General features: G+C 73.4%; 19 protein-coding genes. 7 read left to right on the forward strand and 12 right to left on the reverse strand.

From position 1 onward, the window contains the following. Positions 1-33: 33 nt before the first annotated feature. From OG361_RS19820 to pdhA, 7 genes are all read right to left on the reverse strand, one after another. Positions 34-1,020: an NAD(P)H-quinone oxidoreductase gene (locus OG361_RS19820; protein WP_405855355.1), complete on the reverse strand. Its 987-nt coding sequence runs from the start codon at positions 1,018-1,020 to the stop codon at positions 34-36. A gap of 43 nt (positions 1,021-1,063) precedes the next feature. Further along, positions 1,064-2,125 carry a potassium channel family protein gene (locus OG361_RS19825; protein WP_405862350.1) on the reverse strand — a complete coding sequence of 354 codons (1,062 nt, stop codon included), beginning with the start codon at positions 2,123-2,125 and terminating at the stop codon, positions 1,064-1,066. 20 nt (positions 2,126-2,145) lie between these two features. Beyond that, positions 2,146-3,591 (reverse strand): molybdopterin molybdotransferase MoeA, encoded by a 1,446-nt coding sequence (locus tag OG361_RS19830; RefSeq protein ID WP_405855357.1) that lies wholly within the window; start codon positions 3,589-3,591, stop codon positions 2,146-2,148. After that, on the reverse strand, positions 3,588-4,442 hold the full coding sequence (locus tag OG361_RS19835) for an NTP transferase domain-containing protein (protein WP_405855359.1): 855 nt from the start codon (positions 4,440-4,442) through the stop codon (positions 3,588-3,590). The genes OG361_RS19830 and OG361_RS19835 overlap by 4 nt, the downstream gene beginning before the upstream one ends. 82 nt (positions 4,443-4,524) lie before the next feature. Then, a complete protein-coding gene (locus OG361_RS19840) occupies positions 4,525-5,970 on the reverse strand; it encodes a dihydrolipoamide acetyltransferase family protein (RefSeq protein ID WP_405855361.1) in 1,446 nt (481 codons plus the stop codon). Further along, positions 5,970-7,016, reverse strand: a complete 1,047-nt coding sequence (locus OG361_RS19845; RefSeq protein WP_405855363.1) for an alpha-ketoacid dehydrogenase subunit beta — start codon at positions 7,014-7,016, stop codon at positions 5,970-5,972. Before OG361_RS19845 ends, OG361_RS19840 begins: the two co-directional genes overlap by 1 nt. Then, positions 7,016-8,176 (reverse strand): pyruvate dehydrogenase (acetyl-transferring) E1 component subunit alpha, encoded by a 1,161-nt coding sequence (gene pdhA / locus OG361_RS19850; protein ID WP_405855365.1) that lies wholly within the window; start codon positions 8,174-8,176, stop codon positions 7,016-7,018. Before pdhA ends, OG361_RS19845 begins: the two co-directional genes overlap by 1 nt. A gap of 176 nt (positions 8,177-8,352) precedes the next feature. Here pdhA and OG361_RS19855 point away from each other — a divergent pair, with 176 nt between their 5' ends. Beyond that, positions 8,353-8,979 carry an Lrp/AsnC family transcriptional regulator gene (locus OG361_RS19855; RefSeq protein WP_405855367.1) on the forward strand — a complete coding sequence of 209 codons (627 nt, stop codon included), beginning with the start codon at positions 8,353-8,355 and terminating at the stop codon, positions 8,977-8,979. 252 nt (positions 8,980-9,231) lie between these two features. Here OG361_RS19855 and OG361_RS19860 read toward each other — a convergent pair whose 3' ends face one another. Both OG361_RS19860 and OG361_RS19865 read right to left on the reverse strand, forming a co-directional pair. Beyond that, positions 9,232-9,825 (reverse strand): TetR/AcrR family transcriptional regulator, encoded by a 594-nt coding sequence (locus OG361_RS19860; protein ID WP_405855369.1) that lies wholly within the window; start codon positions 9,823-9,825, stop codon positions 9,232-9,234. Beyond that, entirely contained in the window at positions 9,822-11,384 is a 1,563-nt protein-coding gene (locus tag OG361_RS19865) for a 3-hydroxyacyl-CoA dehydrogenase (protein ID WP_405855371.1), read from the reverse strand. Before OG361_RS19865 ends, OG361_RS19860 begins: the two co-directional genes overlap by 4 nt. A gap of 124 nt (positions 11,385-11,508) precedes the next feature. On the opposite strand from OG361_RS19865, the gene paaN reads away from it, so the two are divergent. Continuing rightward, complete coding sequence (gene paaN / locus OG361_RS19870; RefSeq protein WP_405855373.1) at positions 11,509-13,206, forward strand: phenylacetic acid degradation protein PaaN; 1,698 nt, start codon at positions 11,509-11,511, stop codon at positions 13,204-13,206. Positions 13,207-13,344: 138 nt separating this feature from the next. On the opposite strand, the gene OG361_RS19875 is transcribed toward paaN, so the two are convergent. Genes OG361_RS19875 through OG361_RS19885 form a run of 3 tightly spaced genes read right to left on the reverse strand, consistent with a single transcriptional unit; the run spans position 13,345 to position 16,195 of the window. Then, complete coding sequence (locus OG361_RS19875; protein ID WP_405855375.1) at positions 13,345-14,043, reverse strand: TrmH family RNA methyltransferase; 699 nt, start codon at positions 14,041-14,043, stop codon at positions 13,345-13,347. Continuing rightward, positions 14,040-15,329, reverse strand: a complete 1,290-nt coding sequence (locus tag OG361_RS19880; RefSeq protein WP_405855377.1) for an HTTM domain-containing protein — start codon at positions 15,327-15,329, stop codon at positions 14,040-14,042. The genes OG361_RS19875 and OG361_RS19880 overlap by 4 nt, the downstream gene beginning before the upstream one ends. Further along, complete coding sequence (locus tag OG361_RS19885; protein ID WP_405855379.1) at positions 15,326-16,195, reverse strand: DUF5819 family protein; 870 nt, start codon at positions 16,193-16,195, stop codon at positions 15,326-15,328. Before OG361_RS19885 ends, OG361_RS19880 begins: the two co-directional genes overlap by 4 nt. A 112-nt stretch (positions 16,196-16,307) precedes the next feature. Here OG361_RS19885 and paaA point away from each other — a divergent pair, with 112 nt between their 5' ends. From paaA to OG361_RS19910, 5 genes are read left to right on the forward strand one after another with little or no spacing between them, the layout of a single operon-like run. Next, the gene (paaA, locus tag OG361_RS19890) at positions 16,308-17,324 is read left to right on the forward strand and encodes a 1,2-phenylacetyl-CoA epoxidase subunit PaaA (RefSeq protein ID WP_405855381.1); all 1,017 of its coding nucleotides are present in this window, start codon (positions 16,308-16,310) and stop codon (positions 17,322-17,324) included. Next, complete coding sequence (gene paaB, locus OG361_RS19895; protein WP_399223620.1) at positions 17,321-17,608, forward strand: 1,2-phenylacetyl-CoA epoxidase subunit PaaB; 288 nt, start codon at positions 17,321-17,323, stop codon at positions 17,606-17,608. Before paaA ends, paaB begins: the two co-directional genes overlap by 4 nt. Further along, entirely contained in the window at positions 17,605-18,342 is a 738-nt protein-coding gene (gene paaC, locus OG361_RS19900; protein WP_384560770.1) for a 1,2-phenylacetyl-CoA epoxidase subunit PaaC, read from the forward strand. The genes paaB and paaC overlap by 4 nt, the downstream gene beginning before the upstream one ends. Next, positions 18,336-18,833, forward strand: coding sequence for a 1,2-phenylacetyl-CoA epoxidase subunit PaaD (paaD, locus tag OG361_RS19905; protein ID WP_405855384.1), 498 nt, complete (start codon positions 18,336-18,338; stop codon positions 18,831-18,833). The genes paaC and paaD overlap by 7 nt, the downstream gene beginning before the upstream one ends. Beyond that, positions 18,834-19,922: a 2Fe-2S iron-sulfur cluster-binding protein gene (locus tag OG361_RS19910; protein ID WP_405855386.1), complete on the forward strand. Its 1,089-nt coding sequence runs from the start codon at positions 18,834-18,836 to the stop codon at positions 19,920-19,922. Positions 19,923-19,940 lie beyond the last annotated feature (18 nt).

Genomic DNA, 19,940 nt, shown 5'->3' on the forward strand with positions numbered 1-19,940 from the left:
CGTGCGCCGGGCCCCTCCTCCATGTCCCGCGGGTCAGCCCTGCGGCGCCAGCAGCAGCACCTTGCCGACGTTGTCGCCGGACTCCAGCACCCGGTGCGCCTCGGCGGCCTCCGGCATCGGCACCGTACGGTCGACGACCGGCCGGACCGTGCCCCCGCCGATCAGCGGCCAGACGTGCTCCCGGACGGCGGCGACGATCGCCGCCTTCTCGTGCGGCGGGCGGGAGCGCAGCGTGGTCGCCATGACCGCCGCGCGCTTGGCGAGCAGCGCCCCCAGGTTCAGCTCGCCCTTCACACCGCCCTGGAGGCCGATGATCACCAGGCGGCCGCTGACGGCCAGCGCCTTCACGTTCCGCTCCAGGTACTTGGCGCCGACGATGTCGAGGATGACGTCCGCGCCGGCCCCGTCCGTCGCCTTGTGGAGCTCCTCGACGAAGTCCTGCTCGCGGTAGTCGATGAGGATGTCCGCGCCCAGCTCGGCGCAGCGCGCCAGCTTCCCGGGACTCCCGGCGGTGACCGCGACCCGCGCGCCGACCGCCTTCGCCAGCTGGATCGCCATCGTGCCGATCCCGCTCGCCCCGCCGTGCACGAGCAGCGTCTCGCCCGGACGCAGGTGGGCGATCATGAAGATGTTGGACCAGACGGTGCAGGCGACCTCGGGGAGCGCGGCGGCCGTGGCCAGACCGACGCCCTCCGGCACGGGCAGGAGCTGACCGACCGGGACGACGACCTTCTCGGCGTAACCGCCACCGGCGAGGAGCGCGCACACCTCGTCGCCGACGGACCAGCCGGAGACCCCCGGTCCGAGCGCGACGATCCGCCCCGAACACTCCAGCCCGGGGTACGGGGAGCTGCCCGGCGGCGGGTCGTAGAAGCCCTGCCGCTGGAGCAGGTCGGCTCGGTTGACGGCGCTCGCCACCACCTCGACGAGGACTTCGCCCTCGCCGGGCACGGGATCGGGCGCCTCGGCCCAGACGAGGGCCTCGGGACCGCCGGGTTCCGGAATCGTGATCGCATGCATGGCCGCGAGGCTACTCCGGCGGCCGGGGCTCAGTCCCGCACTCTCAGTCCTGCGGCGGCGTGGTGAGCGGGGTCACCGCCGTGGCGCGCACGATGGTGATCACCCGGTCGGTCGGCTGGAGCGGGCTGGCGGCCTTGTCGTCGTAACTCAGCAGCCGGTGGCCACGGAGCACGCTCACCACCAGGTCCTCGGTCTCCCGCACGCTCTTGCCCGCCTCGGCCTTGGTCACCGGGCGCTCGACGAGGTCGAGGCCGGAGCCCTGCTGGATCAGGTCCTCCATCACCGTGCCGGCGCTGGGGCTCAGTACGGAGAGGCCGAGCAGCCGGCCGGCGGCGGAGGCGCTGGTGATGACGGCGTCCGCGCCGGACTGGCGCAGCAGCGGCGCGTTCTCCTCCTCACGGACCGCGGCGACGATCTTCGCGCCCCGGTTGAGCTGGCGGGCCGTCAGGGTGACCAGCACGGCCGTGTCGTCGCGCTGGGTGGCGATGACGATCTGACGGGCCCTCTGCACCTCGGCCCGGAGCAGCACGTCACTCCGCGTCGCGTCGCCGATGACCCCGACGAAGCCGTCCGCGTTGGCGGTCTCGATCACCTTGTTGGAGGGGTCGACGATGACGATCTGGTCCTTGCGGAGCCCGGTCGCGCAGAGGGTCTGGATCGCGGACCGCCCCTTGGTCCCGAAGCCGACGATGACGGTGTGGTCGCGCAAGGTGGACCTCCAGCGATTCAGCCGGAACTCCTCCCGGGTCCGCTCCGTGAGGACCTCGAGAGTGGTGCCGACCAGGATGATCAGAAAGAGCACGCGCAGGGGCGTGACCAGCAGGATGTTGGCGAGCCGCGCCGTGTCGCTGTACGGGACGATGTCGCCGTATCCGGTGGTGGAGAGCGTCACGGTCGCGTAGTAGACGCAGTCGAGGAAGTCGAGCGTCTCGTTGGCGTTGTCGTGGTAGCCATCGCGGTCGACGTAGACGATGAGCACCGTCAACAGCAGCACGCCGAGGGCCATGAGCAGCCGCTTGCCGACCTGGCGCAGCGGCTTCTCGACGACCCGGCGGGGCAGCCTGATCTGCGGACCCGAGATCCTCTCGTCCGCGTGGCGGGCCATCACGTCACGGCTGGGAAGTTTCACGTGAAACACACTCCTTGGGCCGGGGCGGACCCCGCCGCCGTCGGCCAGGGAAGTTCGAGGATCTCCAGCGCTTGGCCCGGACGGGCACCGCCGGGCGGGACGACGGCCAGGCCGTCCGCCGCGGCGATGCCGCGGAGCATGGCCGGGCCGTTGTAGTGCAGCGGGGCGACCCGGTCGGCGCGGCGCACCACCGGGACGAGCCGCGTGTCATGGGGATGCCCCTGCACCTCGTCCTGGACCGGTACGCCGGGCGCGTGGTGGGGCTCCCGTACGCCCCCCAAGAGGGCGACGAGCAGCGGCTCGGCGAGGGTGAGGAGCCCGGAGACCGCGGCGAGCGGATTGCCGGGCAGTCCGACGAGATGACGGGGGCCGGCGCCGTCGAGACGGGCGAGGAGCATCGGGTGGCCGGGGCGGACCTTCACCCCGTCGACGAGGAGGGTGGCACCCGCCGCGTCGAGCACGCGGTGCAGATGGTCCACGGGCCCGGCGGCAGTCCCGCCGGTGGTGATCAGCAGGTCGGCGGGGGAGCCGGTGACGGCCGCGTACAGCTCCTCGGCGTCGTCGCCGACCCGGCGGGTGGCGAGCACCTCGGCGCCGAGCGCCTCCAGCCAGGGGCCGAGCATCGGGCCGAGGGCGTCACGGATGAGCCCCTCGTGGGGGAGACCCGCCGCCAGCAGCTCGTCGCCGAGGACGAGGATCTCCACCCGGGGGCGGGGCAGGACGGGAAGCTCGTCGTATCCCGCGGCCGCGGCGAGGCCGAGAACGGCGGGGGTCACGGCGGTGCCCGCGGGAAGCAGTCGGTCTCCGGCGCGGCACTCCTGGCCCCGGGGGCGGATGTCCTGCCGGGGCGGCACCTCACGCAGGGCGTGCAGCAGCAGGCCACCGGACATCGCACCGCTCGGCCCGGTACGGGAGATCTCGGAGCCGGAGAGCTCGGTAGGGGAGTGCTCGGAGCCAGAGGGCTCGGTACGGGAGAGCTCGGAGTCGGAGAGCTCGGTACGGGAGTGGCCAGGGCCGGAGAGCTCGGTACGGGCATGCTCGGAACGGATGACCGCCGTGGTCCCGGTCGGGACGCGGGCGCCCGTGGCGATGCGTACCGCCTCGCCGTCGGCCAGCACCGCGGCGGGTGCGTGACCCGCGAGGACGGCCCCCTCTTCGCGGACCGTCCAGGGCCCCGCCCCCGCGACGGCCCAGCCGTCCATGGCGGAGGTGTCGAAGGAGGGCAGGTCGGTGAGGGCGAGGAGCGGCCCCGCGAGGTTCCGCCCGAGCGCCGCACCGAGCGGCACGGTCAGCGGCTCCCGGGCGGACTGGCCGGCCCGGGCCGCGGCCCCGGCCCCGGCGGCGGTGGCGCGCGCCTCGGGCCAGGCAGTGGCGCGGTGCGGCTGCCCGGCCTGCGGGCGGGGAACGGTCTCTGGGGCCACGGGGGACTCCTTGAGGGTCATCCGGCCTCGTCCTGCTCGGCCGCCCAGCGCTTGGCGAGCGCGGCGGCCTTGCGGGCGGCCTCGGCAACGGCCTCCGGGCCGCCCTCGGCGCCCGCGCGCGCCGCGGCATAGCCGACCAGGAAGGTCGTCAGGGGCGCGGCGGGGCGGGCCACCCCGTGGGCGGCGTCACGGGCCAGGTCCAGCAGCACGCCGGTGTCGACGTCCAGCTCGATGCCCAGCTCGTCCTTGACTGCGGTGATCCATTCGTCCAGCACGGACCCATGCTCCCTGATGCGGGCCCGGGCCGTGGCGATGTCCTCCCAGGTGTCGCAGTCGAAGGAGGCGAGAGGGCCGGCGGCGACCCGGGTCAGGCGCAGCGCCTCCGTGAGGGCGCGCAACGGGAGGTGGGCGAGACCCCGGAAGTCGTGCGTGAGCCGGGTCAGTTCGCGAACCAGCGGCCCGGTCCGGTACGCGGCGACGAGCGGCTGGTCCCGGCCCTCGGCGTCGGTGAGAAGGACCGCCTCGGCGTCGGGGGCCTCGGCGAGCGCCGCCAGGAGGCGCCGGACGGTGTCCCGGTCGAGGAAGGGCAGGTCGGCGGAGAGGACGAGAAGGACATCGGCCTCCGTCTCGCGCGCCCCGGCGCCGAGGGCGGCCAACGGGCCCTGGCCGGGCGGATCCTCCCTGGTCCAGCGGACGGGGCGGGTGGTCGGGCGGGGATCCCCGACGACCACGGTCCGGCCGGCGTCGGGGCAGGCCGCGAGCACCCTGTCGAGGAGGGTCCGGCCCCCCACCCGTACCCCGGGCTTGTCGGAGCCGCCGAGGCGCCTGGCGGCGCCCCCGGCGAGCACGACGGCGTCGTATGCGGTGGTCACCCCAGCAGTATGGGCTGCCGGGCACCGCGGGCGTCCGGCCCGTCCCACCAAGAGAGACGGAGCGGGCCGGAACCGCGGGGCGTCAGACCGTACGGAGCAGGACCGCCGGCTGTTCGACGCAGTCCGCCACGTACCGCAGGAAGCCGCCCGCCGTGCCGCCGTCGCAGACGCGGTGGTCGAAGGTGAGCGAGAGCTGCACCACCTGCCGGACGGCCAGTTCGCCCTGGTGGACCCAGGGCTTGGGGATGATGCGGCCGACGCCGAGCATCGCGGCCTCGGGGTGGTTGATGATCGGGGTCGAGCCGTCGACGCCGAACACCCCGTAGTTGTTCAGGGTGAACGTGCCGCCCGTCAGGTCGGCCGGGGTGAGCGTCCCCTGTCGGGCGGACTCGGTGAGCCGGGCGAACTCCGCCGTCAGCGACTCGGCCGACCGCGTGCCCGCGTCCCTGACCACCGGGACGACCAGACCGCGCGGGGTCTGGGCGGCGAACCCGATGTGCACGGCCGGCAGCCGGACGATCTCCCGGGCGGCCGTGTCCACCGTCGAGTTGAGCTCGGGGAACCGGGCCAGGGCGTGGGCGCAGATCCGGGCGAGGAGCGCGAGCAGCGAGATCTTCGGCCCGCCCGCCGCGTTCATCGCCGTCCGCGCCGCCATCAGCTCGGTCGCGTCGGCGTCGACCCAGCAGGTCGCGTCCGGGATCTCCGTACGGCTGCGCGAGAGCTTGTCCGCCACCGCACCGCGGAGCCCGCGCAGCGGAACCCGCTCGCCGACCGCCGCGGAACCCGCCGGAGCGGACACGGCAGCGGGCACCGGGGCCGGCGCCGGAGCGGCGACCGGCCGGTCCAGGGCCGCGAGGGCGAGCTCCACGTCCGCCCGAAGGATCAGCCCCTCGGGCCCCGAACCGCGCACCTCCCGCAGGTCGAGCCCACGGTCCCGGGCGAGCTTCCGTACGAGCGGTGAGATGACCGGCACCGGCCCCGCGTGCCCGGCGAAGGGCACGGAGACCTGAGCCGGGGCCGAGACCGGGGCCGGAGCCTGGGCCCGGGCTGCCTGCGCCGGAGCGGCGACCGCCACCGGGGCCTGGGCCGGGGCCGCGGCCGGGTTCTCGCGAAGTACCCGGCGGCGCCGGGCGGCGGGCCCCGCCGTGCCGTACCCGACGAGCACGTTGCCCGAATACTCAGACGACACAGCCGACACAGCAGACGCAGCGGAATCGGCGGATGCTGCGGAAGCGCCCGACTCGGCGCCCCCCGTCGCGGTGGGCGCGGAAGCAGGTTCCGTACCGCCCACGGCGACCGTCAGGAGCGGCGCCCCGACGGGCAGTTCGGTGCCCTCCTCGCCGTACCGGGCGGTGACGACACCGCCGTAGGGGCAGGGCACCTCGACCATCGCCTTGGCCGTCTCGACCTCGACGACCGGCTGGTCGATGGCGACGACGTCGCCGACGGCGACGAGCCAGCGGACGATCTCCGCCTCGGTGAGTCCCTCACCGAGGTCGGGCAGCTTGAATTCGAGCACCTGGGCCATCAGCTCTGCGCCTCCCACTGCAGCCGCGCCACCGCGTCCAGGATCCGGTCCACGCCGGGCAGATGGTGCCGCTCCAGCATCGGCGGCGGGTACGGGATGTCGAAGCCCGCGACCCGCAGCACCGGCGCCTCCAGGTGGTGGAAGCAGCGCTCCATGACGCGCGCGGCGATCTCCGCGCCGGGGCCGGCGAAGCCGGTCGACTCGTGGACCACGACCGCGCGCCCGGTGCGCCGAACCGAGGCGCAGACGGTCTCGTCGTCGAACGGCACGAGCGAGCGCAGGTCGACGACCTCCAGGTCCCAGCCCTCGGCCTGGGCCGCCTCGGCCGCCTCCAGGCAGACCGGAACCGACGGGCCGTAGGTGATCAGGGTGGCGCCGGTGCCCCGCCGCCGCACGACCGCCTTGCCGATCGGCTCGACGGGCGCGGGCGCCTCGGGGGACCAGTCGGACTTGGACCAGTAGAGCCGCTTGGGCTCCAGGAAGACCACCGGGTCGTCGGAGGCGATGGCCGCGCGCAGCAGCCCGTAGGCGTCCTCGACGGTGGCCGGGGTGACGACGTGCAGGCCGGGGGTGGCCATGTAGTAGGCCTCGGAGGAGTCGCTGTGGTGCTCGACCCCGCCGATCCCGCCGCCGTACGGGACACGGATGACGATCGGCATCGGCATCGCGCCGCGCGTGCGGTTCCGCATCCGCGCCACGTGCGAGATCAGCTGCTCGAACGCCGGGTAGGCGAAGGCGTCGAACTGCATCTCGACGACCGGCCGCAGGCCGTACATGGCCATGCCGACGGCCGCGCCGAGGATGCCCGCCTCGGCCAGCGGGGTGTCGGTGCAGCGGTCCTCGCCGAACTCCTTGGCGAGCCCGTCGGTGACCCGGAAGACACCGCCCAGGGTGCCGACGTCCTCGCCCATCACATGGACGGTCGGGTCCTCGGCCATCGCGTCGCGCATGGCGCGCTGGAGCGCCTGCGCCATCGTCGCGGGCTTCGGCTTCCCGGCGGCACCGGCCGCCCTGGCCGCCGCCGTCCCGGTCGTCGCGGTCGTCATCACGCCTCACCCTCGGCATCGAGCTCGGCGCGCAGCTGCGCCGCCTGCTCCCGCAGCTGCGCGGTCTGCTCCGCGTACACGTGGGAGAACAGGTCCATCGGATCGAGCACCGGGTCGGCGTTCATCCGTTCGCGCAGCTCCGCCGCCATCGTCTCGGCGGCCTCGGCCGCCGCACGCCGGCCGTCCTCGTCGAGCAGGCCACGCTCCGTCAGCTCCCTTTCGAGGAGCAGGATCGGGTCGTGCGCCCGCCAGGTCTCGACCTCGCCGGCCGCGCGGTAGCGGGTGGCGTCGTCGGCGTTGGTGTGGGCGTCGATCCGGTACGTGACGGCCTCGACGAGGGTGGGGCCGCCGCCGCGCCGCGCGCGGGCCACGGCCTCGGTCAGCACCTGGTGGACGGCGACCGCGTCGTTGCCGTCGACCAGCCGGCCCGGCATCCCGTATCCGACGGCCTTGTGGGCGAGGGAGGGGGCGGCGGTCTGCTTGGCCAGCGGCACGGAGATCGCGAAGCCGTTGTTCTGCACGAAGAAGACCACGGGGGCCTTCCAGACGGCCGCGAAGTTCAGGGCCTCGTGGAAGTCGCCCTCGCTGGTGCCGCCGTCGCCGACCATGGCGAGCGCGACCACGTCGTCGCCCTTGAGGCGGGCGGCGTGGGCGAGGCCCACCGCGTGCGGGAGCTGGGTGGCCAGCGGGGTGCAGAGCGGCGCGATGCGGTGCTCGTGCGGGTCGTACCCGGTGTGCCAGTCGCCGCGCAGCAGCGTCAGGGCCTGCACGGGGTCGAGGCCGCGGGCGACCGCCGCCAGGGTGTCGCGGTACGAGGGGAAGAGCCAGTCCCGCTCCTCCAGGGCGAGGGCGGCGCCGATCTCGCACGCCTCCTGGCCGGTGGTGGACGGGTAGACGGCGAGCCGGCCCTGCTTGGTGAGCGCGGTGGCCTGCGTGTTGTACCGGCGGCCGCGGATCAGCTCCGCGTAAAGCCGGAGCAGCAGCGCGGGGTCGGCGTCGGCCGCGGCCTCGGTGCCGAGCACGCGCAGCGGCTCGGCGTCGGGCAGCAGCGGGGCGGGGTCGGTTCGCGGCTGCCATGCCGGTGGCGGGGTGGGCCGGTGGGCGTGGGCGGCACCGGGCGGCTCTTGGACTGTCGAACTGCGCTGTTGCAACGAGTCCACCTCCTCGTGGGAGCGGGCATAAGACCCGAAGGCGGGTGGCGCGGTGTGGTGCGCCTCACCTACCGATTGTTCGGTCGTGGAGGCATTTTGGCTACAGGCACCTCCAGCCTGTGGACAAACGGTTCTCCACAGCCTGGGATAGAAGCAGGTCGTCCAGCGGAGAGAGGCGGGGGGACATGGCGGATGAACAAATGGCCGTCGACCGGAGCGGGGTTCCGGGCGACACCACGGGCGGAGCGCCGGCCGAGGCGCCGGACGGGGCACTCGGCGGGGCGCTCGACGCCTCCGAGGGCGAGGTGCCCGGCGAGGCCCTGAGCGCACCGATCGGCGCGCCGACGGGCGCCCTGCCGGCGCGCCCGCTGGACGCGATCGACCGCGACATCCTGCGGTTGCTGCAAACGGACGGTCGCGCCTCGGTACGCTCCGTGGCCGAGCGCGTGCACGTCTCCCGGGCCAACGCCTACGCGCGCATCAACCGGCTCATCGACGACGGCGTGATCCGCGGCTTCAGCGCCCGGGTCAACCACGAGCGGGCGGGGCACGGCGCCTCCGCGTACATCACGCTCAAGATCGTCCAGAATTCGTGGCGCACGGTCCGCGAGCAGCTCAGGGCGCTGCCGGGCGCGACGCACATCGCCCTGGTCAGCGGCGATTTCGATGTGCTGCTGCTCGTACACACCCCGGACAACCGGACGCTGCGCGAGCTGGTGCTCACCCGGCTCCAGTCGATCCCCGAGGTGCTGTCCACCCGCACCCTGCTGGTCTTCGAGGAGACGGACCTCAACACCGACCACCGCCCCTGACCACCCGAGGAGCCGGACGGGCCCGCAGAGGGCCGTCCGTAGGCTCCGGGCCGGGCGTCCGTACTTCTCCCGCCGGGCGTCCGTACGTTCCGGGCCGGGCGTCCGTACTTCTCCCGCCGGGCGTCCGTACGTTCCGGGCCGGGCGTCCGCACTTCTCCCGCCGGGCGTCCGTACGTTCCCGTCAGGCCCGCCCCCACGCTCCCGCCGGGCCGTCCGTACGGCCTTGGGCGGCGGACCGGCGCCCATGGGCCCTCAGCGGGCCGTCCGCAGCCCGTCGAACGCGAGGTGGGCGACGGTCTCCGCGAGCTGCTCCCGCTCCGCCACCGCGTCGGGATGCGGCCGGTACCACTCCACCAGCGAGTTGATCATGCCGAAGAGGAGCCGGGTCGCCAGCCGGATGTCCACGTCCGCCCGCAGGTCGCCCTCCGCCACGGCGGCCTTCAGCAGCTCGGCCACCCTGTGGTCGAACTCGCGCCGCCGCTCCATCGCCCACCGCTCGGTCGCGGTGTTGCCCCGCACCCGCAGCAGCAGCGTCACGTACGGCAGCTCCGCTATCAGCACCTCGACGGTGCGGCGCGTCACGTACTCGACCCGCTCGACGGCCCGGCCGCGCACCGCGCCCGGCTCGTCGAGCACCGCGAAGAGCCCGTCGAGCGCCCGGCTGACCGCGCGCCGCAGCAGCTCCTCCTTGCCGGAGACGTGGTGGTAGATCGACGACTTGGAGATCCCCGCCGCCTTGGAGAGGTGCTCCATGGAGGTGCCGTCGTAGCCGCGCTCGTTGAAGGCCCGCACCGCGACCGTGAGCAGCGTCTCCGGGGTGTACGTGTCGCGCTTCGCCGTCGTCATCGGGCGTCCTCCGCTTCCTCGACGTATCCGCGGCGGACGAGGCCGAGGCTCGGCGCGTACCGCCCCGCCGGGTAGCGCTCCTCCAACGCCCTGAGCAGCGAACAGGCCCGCCGGTACCCCACCTTCCCGGCCCACTCCAGAGGGCCGGCCGGGTAGTTCACCCCGAGCCGCATCGCCGTGTCGACGTCCTCGGCGGTGGCGACGCCCCGGTCGACGGCGTCGGCGGCGAGGTCCGCGAGCATCGCGACCGTACGGGCGACGATCATGCCGGGCACGTCGCCGATCACGGACACCCGCTTGCCGAGCGCCTGGAAGAGGCCCACGGCCTCCGCGAGGGTCTCGGGATCGCCCCCCTCCCTGGCGGAGAGGACGATCCGGCTCGCGCGCGCGTAGTCGAGCGCGAGATCGAAGTAGACGATCTCCTCGTGGCCGTACTCGAAGGCGGTCTCGCCGTCCGCGAGGCTCAGCTGGCCGCCCCCCGGGAGCTCGATGAACCCGTTGCCGCCCTTGCGCCGCACCTTGACCCCCGCCTCCTCGAAGAGCCCCACCAGCGGCTCGGCGGGCCCCAGGTCGCCCCGGACGACGATCTTCGCGGGCGCCTCGGCGGGCGGCGCCGTGTGCGGCTCGGGGCGGGCCGCCCCGTCCTCGTACGAGAACCAGCCGTGGCCCGACTTGCGGCCGAGCCGTCCCGACTCCACGAGCCGGCGCTGCGCGAGCGAGGGGGTGAACTTGGGGTTCTGGTGGAAGGACTCCCAGACGGAACGGGTGACGGCCTCGTTCACGTCCTGGCCGATGAGGTCGGTGAGCTCGAAGGGCCCCATGCGGAAGCCGCCGCACTCGCGCAGGGCGGCGTCGATGGTGGCGGGGTCGGCCGCGCCCTCCTCGTAGACCCGCAGCGCCTCCGCGTAGAAGGGGCGCGCGAGCCGGTTCACGATGAAGCCGGGGGTGTCCGCGCAGCGCACCGGCGTCTTGCCCCAGCCCTTCATCGTCTCGTACGCGCGCGTGGCCACGTCCGCGTCGGTGGCGAAGCCGCTGACGACCTCGACGAGCGGGAGGAGCGGCGCCGGGTTGAAGAAGTGGAGTCCGACGAACCGGCCGGGCAGCCGCAGGCCTCCCGCGATCGCGGTGACGGAGAGGGAGGAGGTGTTCGTGGCGAGGACCGTGTCGTCGCCGACGACCTTCTCCAGGTCGGCGAAGAGCTGCTGCTTGACGGGGAGGTGCTCGACGACCGCCTCGACGACGAGCGCCGCGTCGGCGAGCTCCTCGAGCTCCTCGGCCGCGTGCAGCCGTGCGACGGCCGCCTCGCGCGCGGCGGCGTCCAGGCGCCCCTTCTCCACGAGCCGGTCCAGGCGGGCGGTGAGGGCGGCCACGGCCTCCCCCGCGCGGCCGGGCGCGCTGTCGTAGAGCCGGACCGGATGACCGGCGACCAGCGCGACCTGGGCGATGCCCTGGCCCATGGTGCCGGTGCCGACGACGGCCACGGTGCGGTCCTGTGCGATGGCGGCGGGCTCACTGGCGGTCACGTCGTCGCTCCCCCTGACGGTCACGTTGGCGCTCATAGGAGTGATCCTCCCCGATGGGTTTTCCACAGGATCGACGGACCCCCTTGTCCCGACCGATCGTTCGGTTACTCTAACTCCGTACGCGTCTCCCTGCCCAGCTCGACGAGGAGTTGGTCCATCCATGGCCACCGCTCTGCCGACCACCGACCGTCTGGCCGAGAAGCACCGGTCCACGCTCGATCAGGCACTCGCCACGATCCGCACCCGCGCCTACTGGTCGCCGCACCCCGAGCACCCGAAGGCGTACGGGGAGGACGGCTCGCTCGACGCGGCGGCCGGTCTCGCCGCCCACCAGGCCCTGCTGAACACCCGCTTCGAGCTCGACCAGCCCGGCACGGACGGCTGGACGGGCGGCGAGGTCTCGCCGTACGGCCCGGAGCTCGGCATCGAGTACCCGCACGCCGACATCGACGTCCTGCTTCCCGCGATGCGCGCGGGCACAGTCGCCTGGCGCGACGCCGGGGCCGAGACCCGCGCCCTCGTCTGCCTGGAGATCCTGTCCCGGATCTCGGCCCGCACCCACGAGTTCGCCCACGCCGTCATGCACACCAGCGGACAGGCGTTCATGATGGCGTTCCAGGCCGGCGGCCCGCACGCCCAGGACCGCGGCCTGGAGGCCGTGGCGTACGCGTACGAGGAGCAGACCCGCACCCCCGCGGGGCGCACCGTCTGGTCCAAGCCCCAGGGCAAGCGGGACCCGCTGGAGCTCTCCAAGGAGTTCACCCCGGTCGGCCGCGGCATCGCCCTGGTCATCGGCTGCAACACCTTCCCCACGTGGAACGGCTACCCGGGCCTGTTCGCCTCGCTGGCCACCGGAAACCCGGTCCTGGTCAAGCCGCACCCGCGCGCCGTCCTGCCGCTCGCGCTCACCGTCCGCGTCGCCCGTGAGGTGCTCGCCGAGACCGGCTTCGACCCGAACCTGGTCGCGCTCGCCGTCGAGCGCCCGGGCGAGGGCATCGCCAAGACCCTGGCCGTGCGCCCCGAGGTCCGGATCATCGACTACACCGGCTCCACCGCCTTCGGCGACTGGCTGGAGACCAACGCCCGCCAGGCGCAGGTCTACACCGAGAAGGCCGGCGTCAACACGGTCGTGGTCGACTCGACCGACGACTACAAGGGGATGCTCGGCAACCTGGCCTTCTCCCTGTCGCTGTACAGCGGCCAGATGTGCACCACCCCGCAGAACCTGCTGATCCCCCGCGACGGCATCGCCACCGACCAGGGCCCCAAGTCGTACGACGAGGTCGTCACCGACCTCGCGGCGGCGGTCGGCGGTCTGCTCGGCGACGACGCCCGGGCGAACGGTCTGCTGGGCGCGCTGGTCAACCCGGACGTGAAGGCGCGTCTGGAGGCCGCCGCCGGCCTCGGTGAGGTGGCGCTCGCCTCCCGCGAGGTGGTGAACCCGGACTTCCCCGACGCCGTGGTCCGCACCCCGGTCATCGTGAAGCTGGACGGTTCCAAGCCGGACGCCGAGGCCGCGTACTTCTCCGAGTGCTTCGGCCCGGTCTCCTTCGCCGTCTCGGTGGACTCCACCGCCGACGCCCTGGAGCTGCTGCGGCGCACGGTCCGCGAGAAGGGCGCGATGACGGTCGGCGCGTACACGACCTCGGCCGAGACCGAGCGCGCGGTGGAGGAGGTCTGCCTGGAGGAGTCGGCCCAGCTCTCGCTGAACCTCACGGGCGGGGTGTTCGTCAACCAGACGGCGGCGTTCTCCGACTTCCACGGCTCCGGCGGCAACCCCGCGGCGAACGCGGCCCTGTGCGACGGAGCCTTCGTCTCCAACCGCTTCCGGGTGGTGGAGGTCCGCCGCCAGTCCTGACCCACCGGTACCGCGGGGGCCCCACGGGGCCTCCGCGGAGCCTGGACCTCAGTGGGCCTGGGCCTCCACGGGCCTGGGCCTCAGCGAGCCTGGAGCTCCGGGGACCTGGGGCTCGCCGGCCCCGGCCTCCGCGGGTCGTCAGGCGGGGGTGTCGATCTCCGCGTACCGCTGCACCCACGCGTGCATGGCGATCGCGGCGGCGGCCCCCGCGTTGATCGACCGGGTCGAGCCGAACTGGGCGATCGAGCAGACCATCTCCACGTGCGCGCGTGCCTCGTCCGTGAGCCCCGGACCCTCCTGGCCGAAGAGCAGCACACAGCGGCGGGGCAGCACCGTCCGCTCCAGCGGCACCGCGCCCGGGAGGTTGTCGATCCCGATGATCGGCAGGCCCTCCGCCGCCGCCCAGGCGGTCAGCGACTCGGTGTCCGGGTGGTGACGGACGTGCTGGTAGCGGTCGGTGACCATGGCGCCCCGCCGGTTCCAGCGCCGTCGGCCCACGATGTGGACCTCCTTCGCCAGGAAGGCGTTCGCGGTCCGCACCACCGAGCCGATGTTGAAGTCGTGGCCCCAGTTCTCCACCGCCACGTGGAAGTCGTGGCGCCGGGTGTCCAGGTCGGCGACGACCGCCTCCCGCGTCCAGTACCGGTAGCGGTCCACGACGTTGCGCCGGTCGCCGTCGGCCAGCAGCTCGGGGTCGTACCGCTCGCCCTCCGGCCACGGCTCCGGGTGCGGCCCGACCCCGATCTCGGGGCCGAAGCCCTCGTCGTACTGAACGGGCTCGGCCGCTTCCGCCGCCGCCGGCGCCCCGTCTGCGGGCTTCTCTTCGGTGGTGCTCACCCGACGAGGGTACGGGGACCGTGCTCCTCACCCGTACGGCGCTGCTCGGGCAGTACCCCGGCGGGCCGCCGCCCCAGCAACCGGTCCCTGCCGCGCACCACACGCGCGCCGAGGGCCACCAGGAAGGCCGTCGGCAGGAAGACAGCGTCGGCGGAGATCATCGCGAGCGAGAAGACCGGCAGCCCGAGGAGCACGGCGATCCCGGCGTGCTCCAGCATCATCGCGACGAGCAGGACGTTCTTGACCTTGCGGTGGAAGAGCGTGAAGGGGAAGGCGACCTGCACGATCACCGTGCCGTAGGTCAGCAGCATCACCATGACCCCGCTGGAGCCCAGGAGCTCGGAGAGGGCCGGCCAGGGCGAGAAGTAGTCCAGGTGGAGCGGGTAGTACAGCGCGGTGCCGTCCTGCCAGCGCGAGCCCTGGATCTTGTACCAGCCGGCCGTGGCGTAGATCAGGCAGACCTCGGCCATGATCACGACGAGGGCGGCGTTGTGGGCGAGGTTGGCGAGGACGTCGAGCAGGGTGCGCGGCTCCCCGGGCGCGTACCGGCACACCAGCCACCACAGCCCGTGCCCGAGCCACAGCACCCACAGCAGCACCGGCAGCCACCACTCACCGGTGACTTCGCTGAACCAGGTGGCGGCGAGCAGGAAGCCGCCGAGCACGGTCCACAGCAGCGGCCCGACGAGGTCCCGGCGCGCGGGCTCCCCGGCGCCCGCGTCATCAGCCTCACGGGCCTCGCGGACCTCACGGACGGCCCGTCGCGCGTCGAGGGACCAGACCTGGCCGCAGCGGGTCAGCACGAGGTAGATCGCGGCGAGGTGGAGGACGTTGTCGCCGCCGTCACCCAGGAAGACGGAGCGATTCTGCAGCGAGAGGACCCCGACCATGAAGACCACCGACACGGCCCGGGTGCGCCAGCCGACGAGGAGCAGGACCGCGGAGAGCACCGCGAGCCCGTAGACGAGCTCGAACCAGAGCCGCCCGTCCGACCACATCAGCACGGTGAAGGCCCGGTTGTCGGCGATCAGCCGGCGCGCCATCTCCCAGGACCAGGGGCCGTCGGGCCCGTACAGCTCGTGCCGGTGCGGCAGCTCGCGCAGCAGGAAGACGAGCCAGGTCAGCGAGAACCCGATCCGCACGATCGCGGTCTGGTGGGGGCCGAGCGCGCGGCCCGTGACGGCCTGGACGGCGCGGGCGATCCGGCGGTCGAAGGGCTCCCGCACACGCGCCGGCGGGGGCGGGGGTGTGGGCGGGGACGCGGGCATGGCGGTGGGAGTGCTCATCGGCCGGCCTCCGTACGGCTCCGGTCGCCGGCATCGGTCCGGTCGCCGGCATCGGTCCGGTCGGCCGCATCGGTCCGGTCGGCGTCGGTCACCTTCCACCAGGGGAGGTCACGGTAGGAGGGGGTGACCTCGTTCTTCTCGGTGCTCCACCGGGGGGCGGGCAGGGGCCGGGTGACCGTGCGGAGCTGGACGCGCCGCACGGCGGAGCCGTCGAGGGAGTCGTCGGCATCGAGGCGGAGCACCGCGATCCGGCGCATGTACTCCTCCGAGAGGTGGCCGCGCAGTCCGTTGGGGCTGTCGTCGTCGGAGTGCGAGTTGAGGTAGAAGTCCACGGCCCTGCGGAGCTCGTTCTGCTGCGTGTGGCTGGGCATCGGGTTGTGGCGGATCGCCGCGGCGTCCTGGGCGGTGAGGTCGATCCAGCCGGTGGTGCGGCGGCCGCCGCCGGCGGTGGCGAGCTCGGCGCGGACCTCGACGGAGATGTTCTGCTGGAGCGGGTTGGGCGCGAAGAGCTTCCAGTTCTGTTCGAACTCGGGGTAGACCCAGTCGTCGACGGCCTGGCCGTGCCGCTTGGTGAGCGTGTTGGACGGCGCGACGTGCAGGAACACCATCGCCAGGTGGACGCAGACGAAGACCCCGGCGACGGCGAGGGCCACGGCGGCGACGACCTGGTAGGGCAGCGACAGCGCCATGATCCCGCCGCCCGCGGGCTCCGAGGGCCCCGCGGGACCGGCCGGGGGCGACCCGGCACCGGTCACGACCGGGGGCGGGCCGTCACTCGTCCCGACCGGGGATCGGCCGTCTCTTTCCTCGGCCGCGGGGGGGCCGTTTCTCACCTCGTCCGCGTCCTTTTCGACGTCCGCGTCCATCCCGCCCCGATCCCGATCGGCCCACCTCGGTTATCCACAGGGTTGACACCATACGGGCCGCCGACTCACCATTGAAGTCATTCAACCGAACGATCGGTCGGTAGGGAGTCCGATGACCGCAGTGACGGCAGGGACGGCAACAACCACGGGCGCGCCCGGCGTGTCCGACGCGGCCGCGGCGGCGACACAGGCCGCCTACGAGGCCGTGTTCGACGCCGCCGTGGCCGCCGACGAGCGAATCGAGCCGCGCGACTGGATGCCCGAGGCCTACCGCGCCTCGCTCGTCCGGCAGATCGCGCAGCACGCCCACTCCGAGATCATCGGCATGCAGCCCGAGGCGAACTGGATCACCCGCGCGCCCTCGCTGCGCCGCAAGGCGATCCTCATGGCCAAGGTCCAGGACGAGGCCGGCCACGGCCTGTACCTGTACAGCGCGGCGGAGACCCTCGGCACCAGCCGCGACGAGCTGCTCGACAAGCTCCACTCCGGCCGCCAGAAGTACTCCTCGATCTTCAACTACCCCACGCTGACCTGGGCCGACGTCGGCGCCATCGGCTGGCTCGTGGACGGCGCGGCGATCACCAACCAGGTCCCGCTGTGCCGCTGCTCCTACGGCCCGTACGCCCGCGCGATGGTCCGGGTCTGCAAGGAGGAGTCCTTCCACCAGCGCCAGGGGTACGAGGCCCTCCTCGCCCTCTCGAACGGCACCGAGGCACAGCACGCCATGGCGCAGGACGCCGTGGACCGCTGGTGGTGGCCCTCGCTCATGATGTTCGGCCCGCCGGACGACGAATCGACCCACACCGCCCAGGCGATGGCCTGGAAGATCAAGCGCCACTCCAACGACGAGCTGCGCCAGCGCTTCGTCGACATCGCCGTGCCGCAGGCCGAGGCGCTCGGCCTCACCCTCCCCGACCCCGACCTCCGGTGGAACGAGGAGCGCGGGCACCACGACTTCGGCCCGATCGACTGGACCGAGTTCTGGGACGTCCTGAAGGGGAACGGCCCCTGCAACGACCAGCGGCTGAGCAAGCGGCGCCAGGCCCACGAGGACGGCGCCTGGGTCAGGGAAGCAGCCGCGGCCTACGCGGAGAAGCACACCGGCAAGCACGGGGAGGCACAGGCATGACGAGCGACGGTTGGCCGCTGTGGGAGGTGTTCGTGCGCTCCCGCCGCGGACTGTCCCACACCCACGCGGGCAGTCTCCACGCACCCGACGCGGAGATGGCCCTGCGCAACGCCCGCGACCTGTACACCCGCAGGAGCGAGGGCGTCTCGATCTGGGTCGTACCCTCCGCGGCGATCACCGCCTCCTCGCCCGACGAGAAGGACCCCTTCTTCGAGCCGGCCGCGGACAAGCCCTACCGCCACCCGACCTTCTACGAGATCCCGGAGGGGGTGAAGCACCTGTGAGCGCCCCGGACACCCACGAGGCCGCCGCGATCACCGGCGCCGCCCTCGCCCTCGGCGACGACGCCCTCATCCTCTCCCACCGCCTGGGGGAGTGGGCGGGCTCCGCCCCCGTCCTGGAGGAGGAGGTCGCCCTGGCCAACATCGCACTCGACCTCCTCGGCCAGGCCCGCGTCCTGCTCTCCCTCGTCGGCGACGAGGACGAACTGGCCTACCTCCGCGAGGAGCGCTCCTTCCGGAACGCGCAGCTCGTCGAGCAGCCGAACGGCGACTTCGCCCACACCATCGCCCGGCAGCTGTACTTCTCCACCTACCAGCGACTCCTGTACGGACAGCTGGCGGCCGGCGAGAGCCCGTTCGCCGGACTGGCGGCCAAGGCCGTCAAGGAGGTCGCCTACCACCAGGACCACGCCGAGCACTGGACCCTGCGCCTCGGCGACGGCACCCCCGAGAGCCACGAGCGGATGCAGCGGGCCTGCGACGCCCTCTGGCGGTACACCGGCGAGCTGTTCCAGCCCGTCCACGGGCTCGACGTGGACCACGCCGCCATGGAGAGCGCCTGGCTGGACTCCGTCACGGACGTCCTCGGAAGGGCCACGCTCACCGTGCCCTCCGGACCCCGCACCGGCGCCTGGACCGCGGGCGCAGGCCGACAGGGCCTGCACACCGAGCCCTTCGGGCCGATGCTCGCCGAGATGCAGCACCTGCACCGCAGCCACCCGGGGGCGACATGGTGACCATGACGGCCCTGGAGGAGGAGCTGAGCCGGATCGCCGGCGCCGTCCCCGACCCTGAGCTGCCCGTCCTCACCCTGGAGGAGCTCGGCGTCATGCGGGGCGTCCAGGTCACCGGACCCGGCCGGGTCGAGGTCTCCCTCACCCCGACGTACACGGGCTGCCCCGCGATCGAGGCGATGTCCGACGACATCGAGCGCGCCCTCCACGAGCACGGAGTGCCCGACGTCTCCGTCGTCACGGTCCTCGCCCCCGCCTGGTCCACCGACGACATCAGCGACGAAGGCCGGCGCAAGCTCGCCGAGTTCGGCATCGCCCCGCCCCGCCCCCAGGGCCCGGCCGGCGGCCCGGTAGCGCTGACCCTGGCGATCCGCTGCCCCCACTGCGGCTCCACCGAGACCGAACTCCTCAGCCGCTTCTCCTCCACGGCATGCAAGGCACTCCGCCGCTGCACCGCCTGCCGCGAACCGTTCGACCACTTCAAGGAGTTGTAGATGGTGTCCTCAGGCGCCGGACGGGCCGGGTTCCATCAGCTCCGGGTGAGCGAGGTCGAGGTACTCACGGACGACTCCGTGGCCGTCACCTTCGCGGTCCCGCCCGAGCTCCACGAGACGTACCGGCACCTCCCCGGCCAGCACCTCGCCCTGCGCCGCGCGGACGAGCAGGGGGAGGAGATCCGGCGTACGTACTCGATCTGCGCCCCCGCCTCCCCGGCCGGCGAGCCCCCCGTCCTGCGCGTGGGCATCCGGCTCGTCGACGGCGGCGCGTTCTCGACGTACGCGCTCAAGGAACTGGCCGCCGGCGACCTCGTCGAGGTCATGGAGCCGATGGGCCGCTTCACACTCGCCCCGCGCCCCGGTCACTTCGCCGCCGTCGTCGGCGGCAGCGGCATCACCCCGGTCCTGTCGATGGCCGCCACCCTGCTCGCCCGGGAGCCCGAGGCCAGGTTCTGCCTGATCCGGAGCGACCGCACCGCCGCGTCCACGATGTTCCTCGACGAGGTGGCCGACCTCAAGGACCGCTACCCGGAGCGCTTCCAGCTGGTCACCGTGCTCTCCCGGGAGGAGCAGCAGGCGGGCCTGCCCTCCGGCCGCCTCGACCACGAGCGGCTGGCCGAACTGCTGCCCGCGCTGCTGCCGGTCGGCGAGATCGACGGCTGGTTCCTCTGCGGCCCCTTCGGGCTCGTCCAGGGCGCCGAGCAGGCGCTGCGCGGCCTCGGAGTCGACCGCGGCCGGATCCACCAGGAGATCTTCCACGTCGACGACGGCTCGGCGCCCACGCCGGTCGCCGCCGCCGACACCCCCGCGCACGCGACCCTCACCGCGACCCTCCACGGCCGCTCCGGCACCTGGCCGGTGGACCGGGGCGAGACGCTCCTCGACACCGTGCTGCGTGCCCGCGCGGACGCCCCGTACGCCTGCAAGGGCGGGGTGTGCGGCACCTGCCGTGCCTTCCTCGTCGGCGGAGAGGTGCGGATGGACCGGAACTTCGCGCTGGAGCCGGAGGAGACCGAAGCCGGATACGTACTGGCCTGCCAGTCCCATCCCGCCACCCCGGACGTGGAGTTGGACTTCGACCGCTGACGAGTCCCGGCGCCGCCA

The sequence above is a fragment of the Streptomyces sp. NBC_00090 genome (assembly GCF_045160815.1).
Lineage (GTDB): Bacteria > Actinomycetota > Actinomycetes > Streptomycetales > Streptomycetaceae > Streptomyces.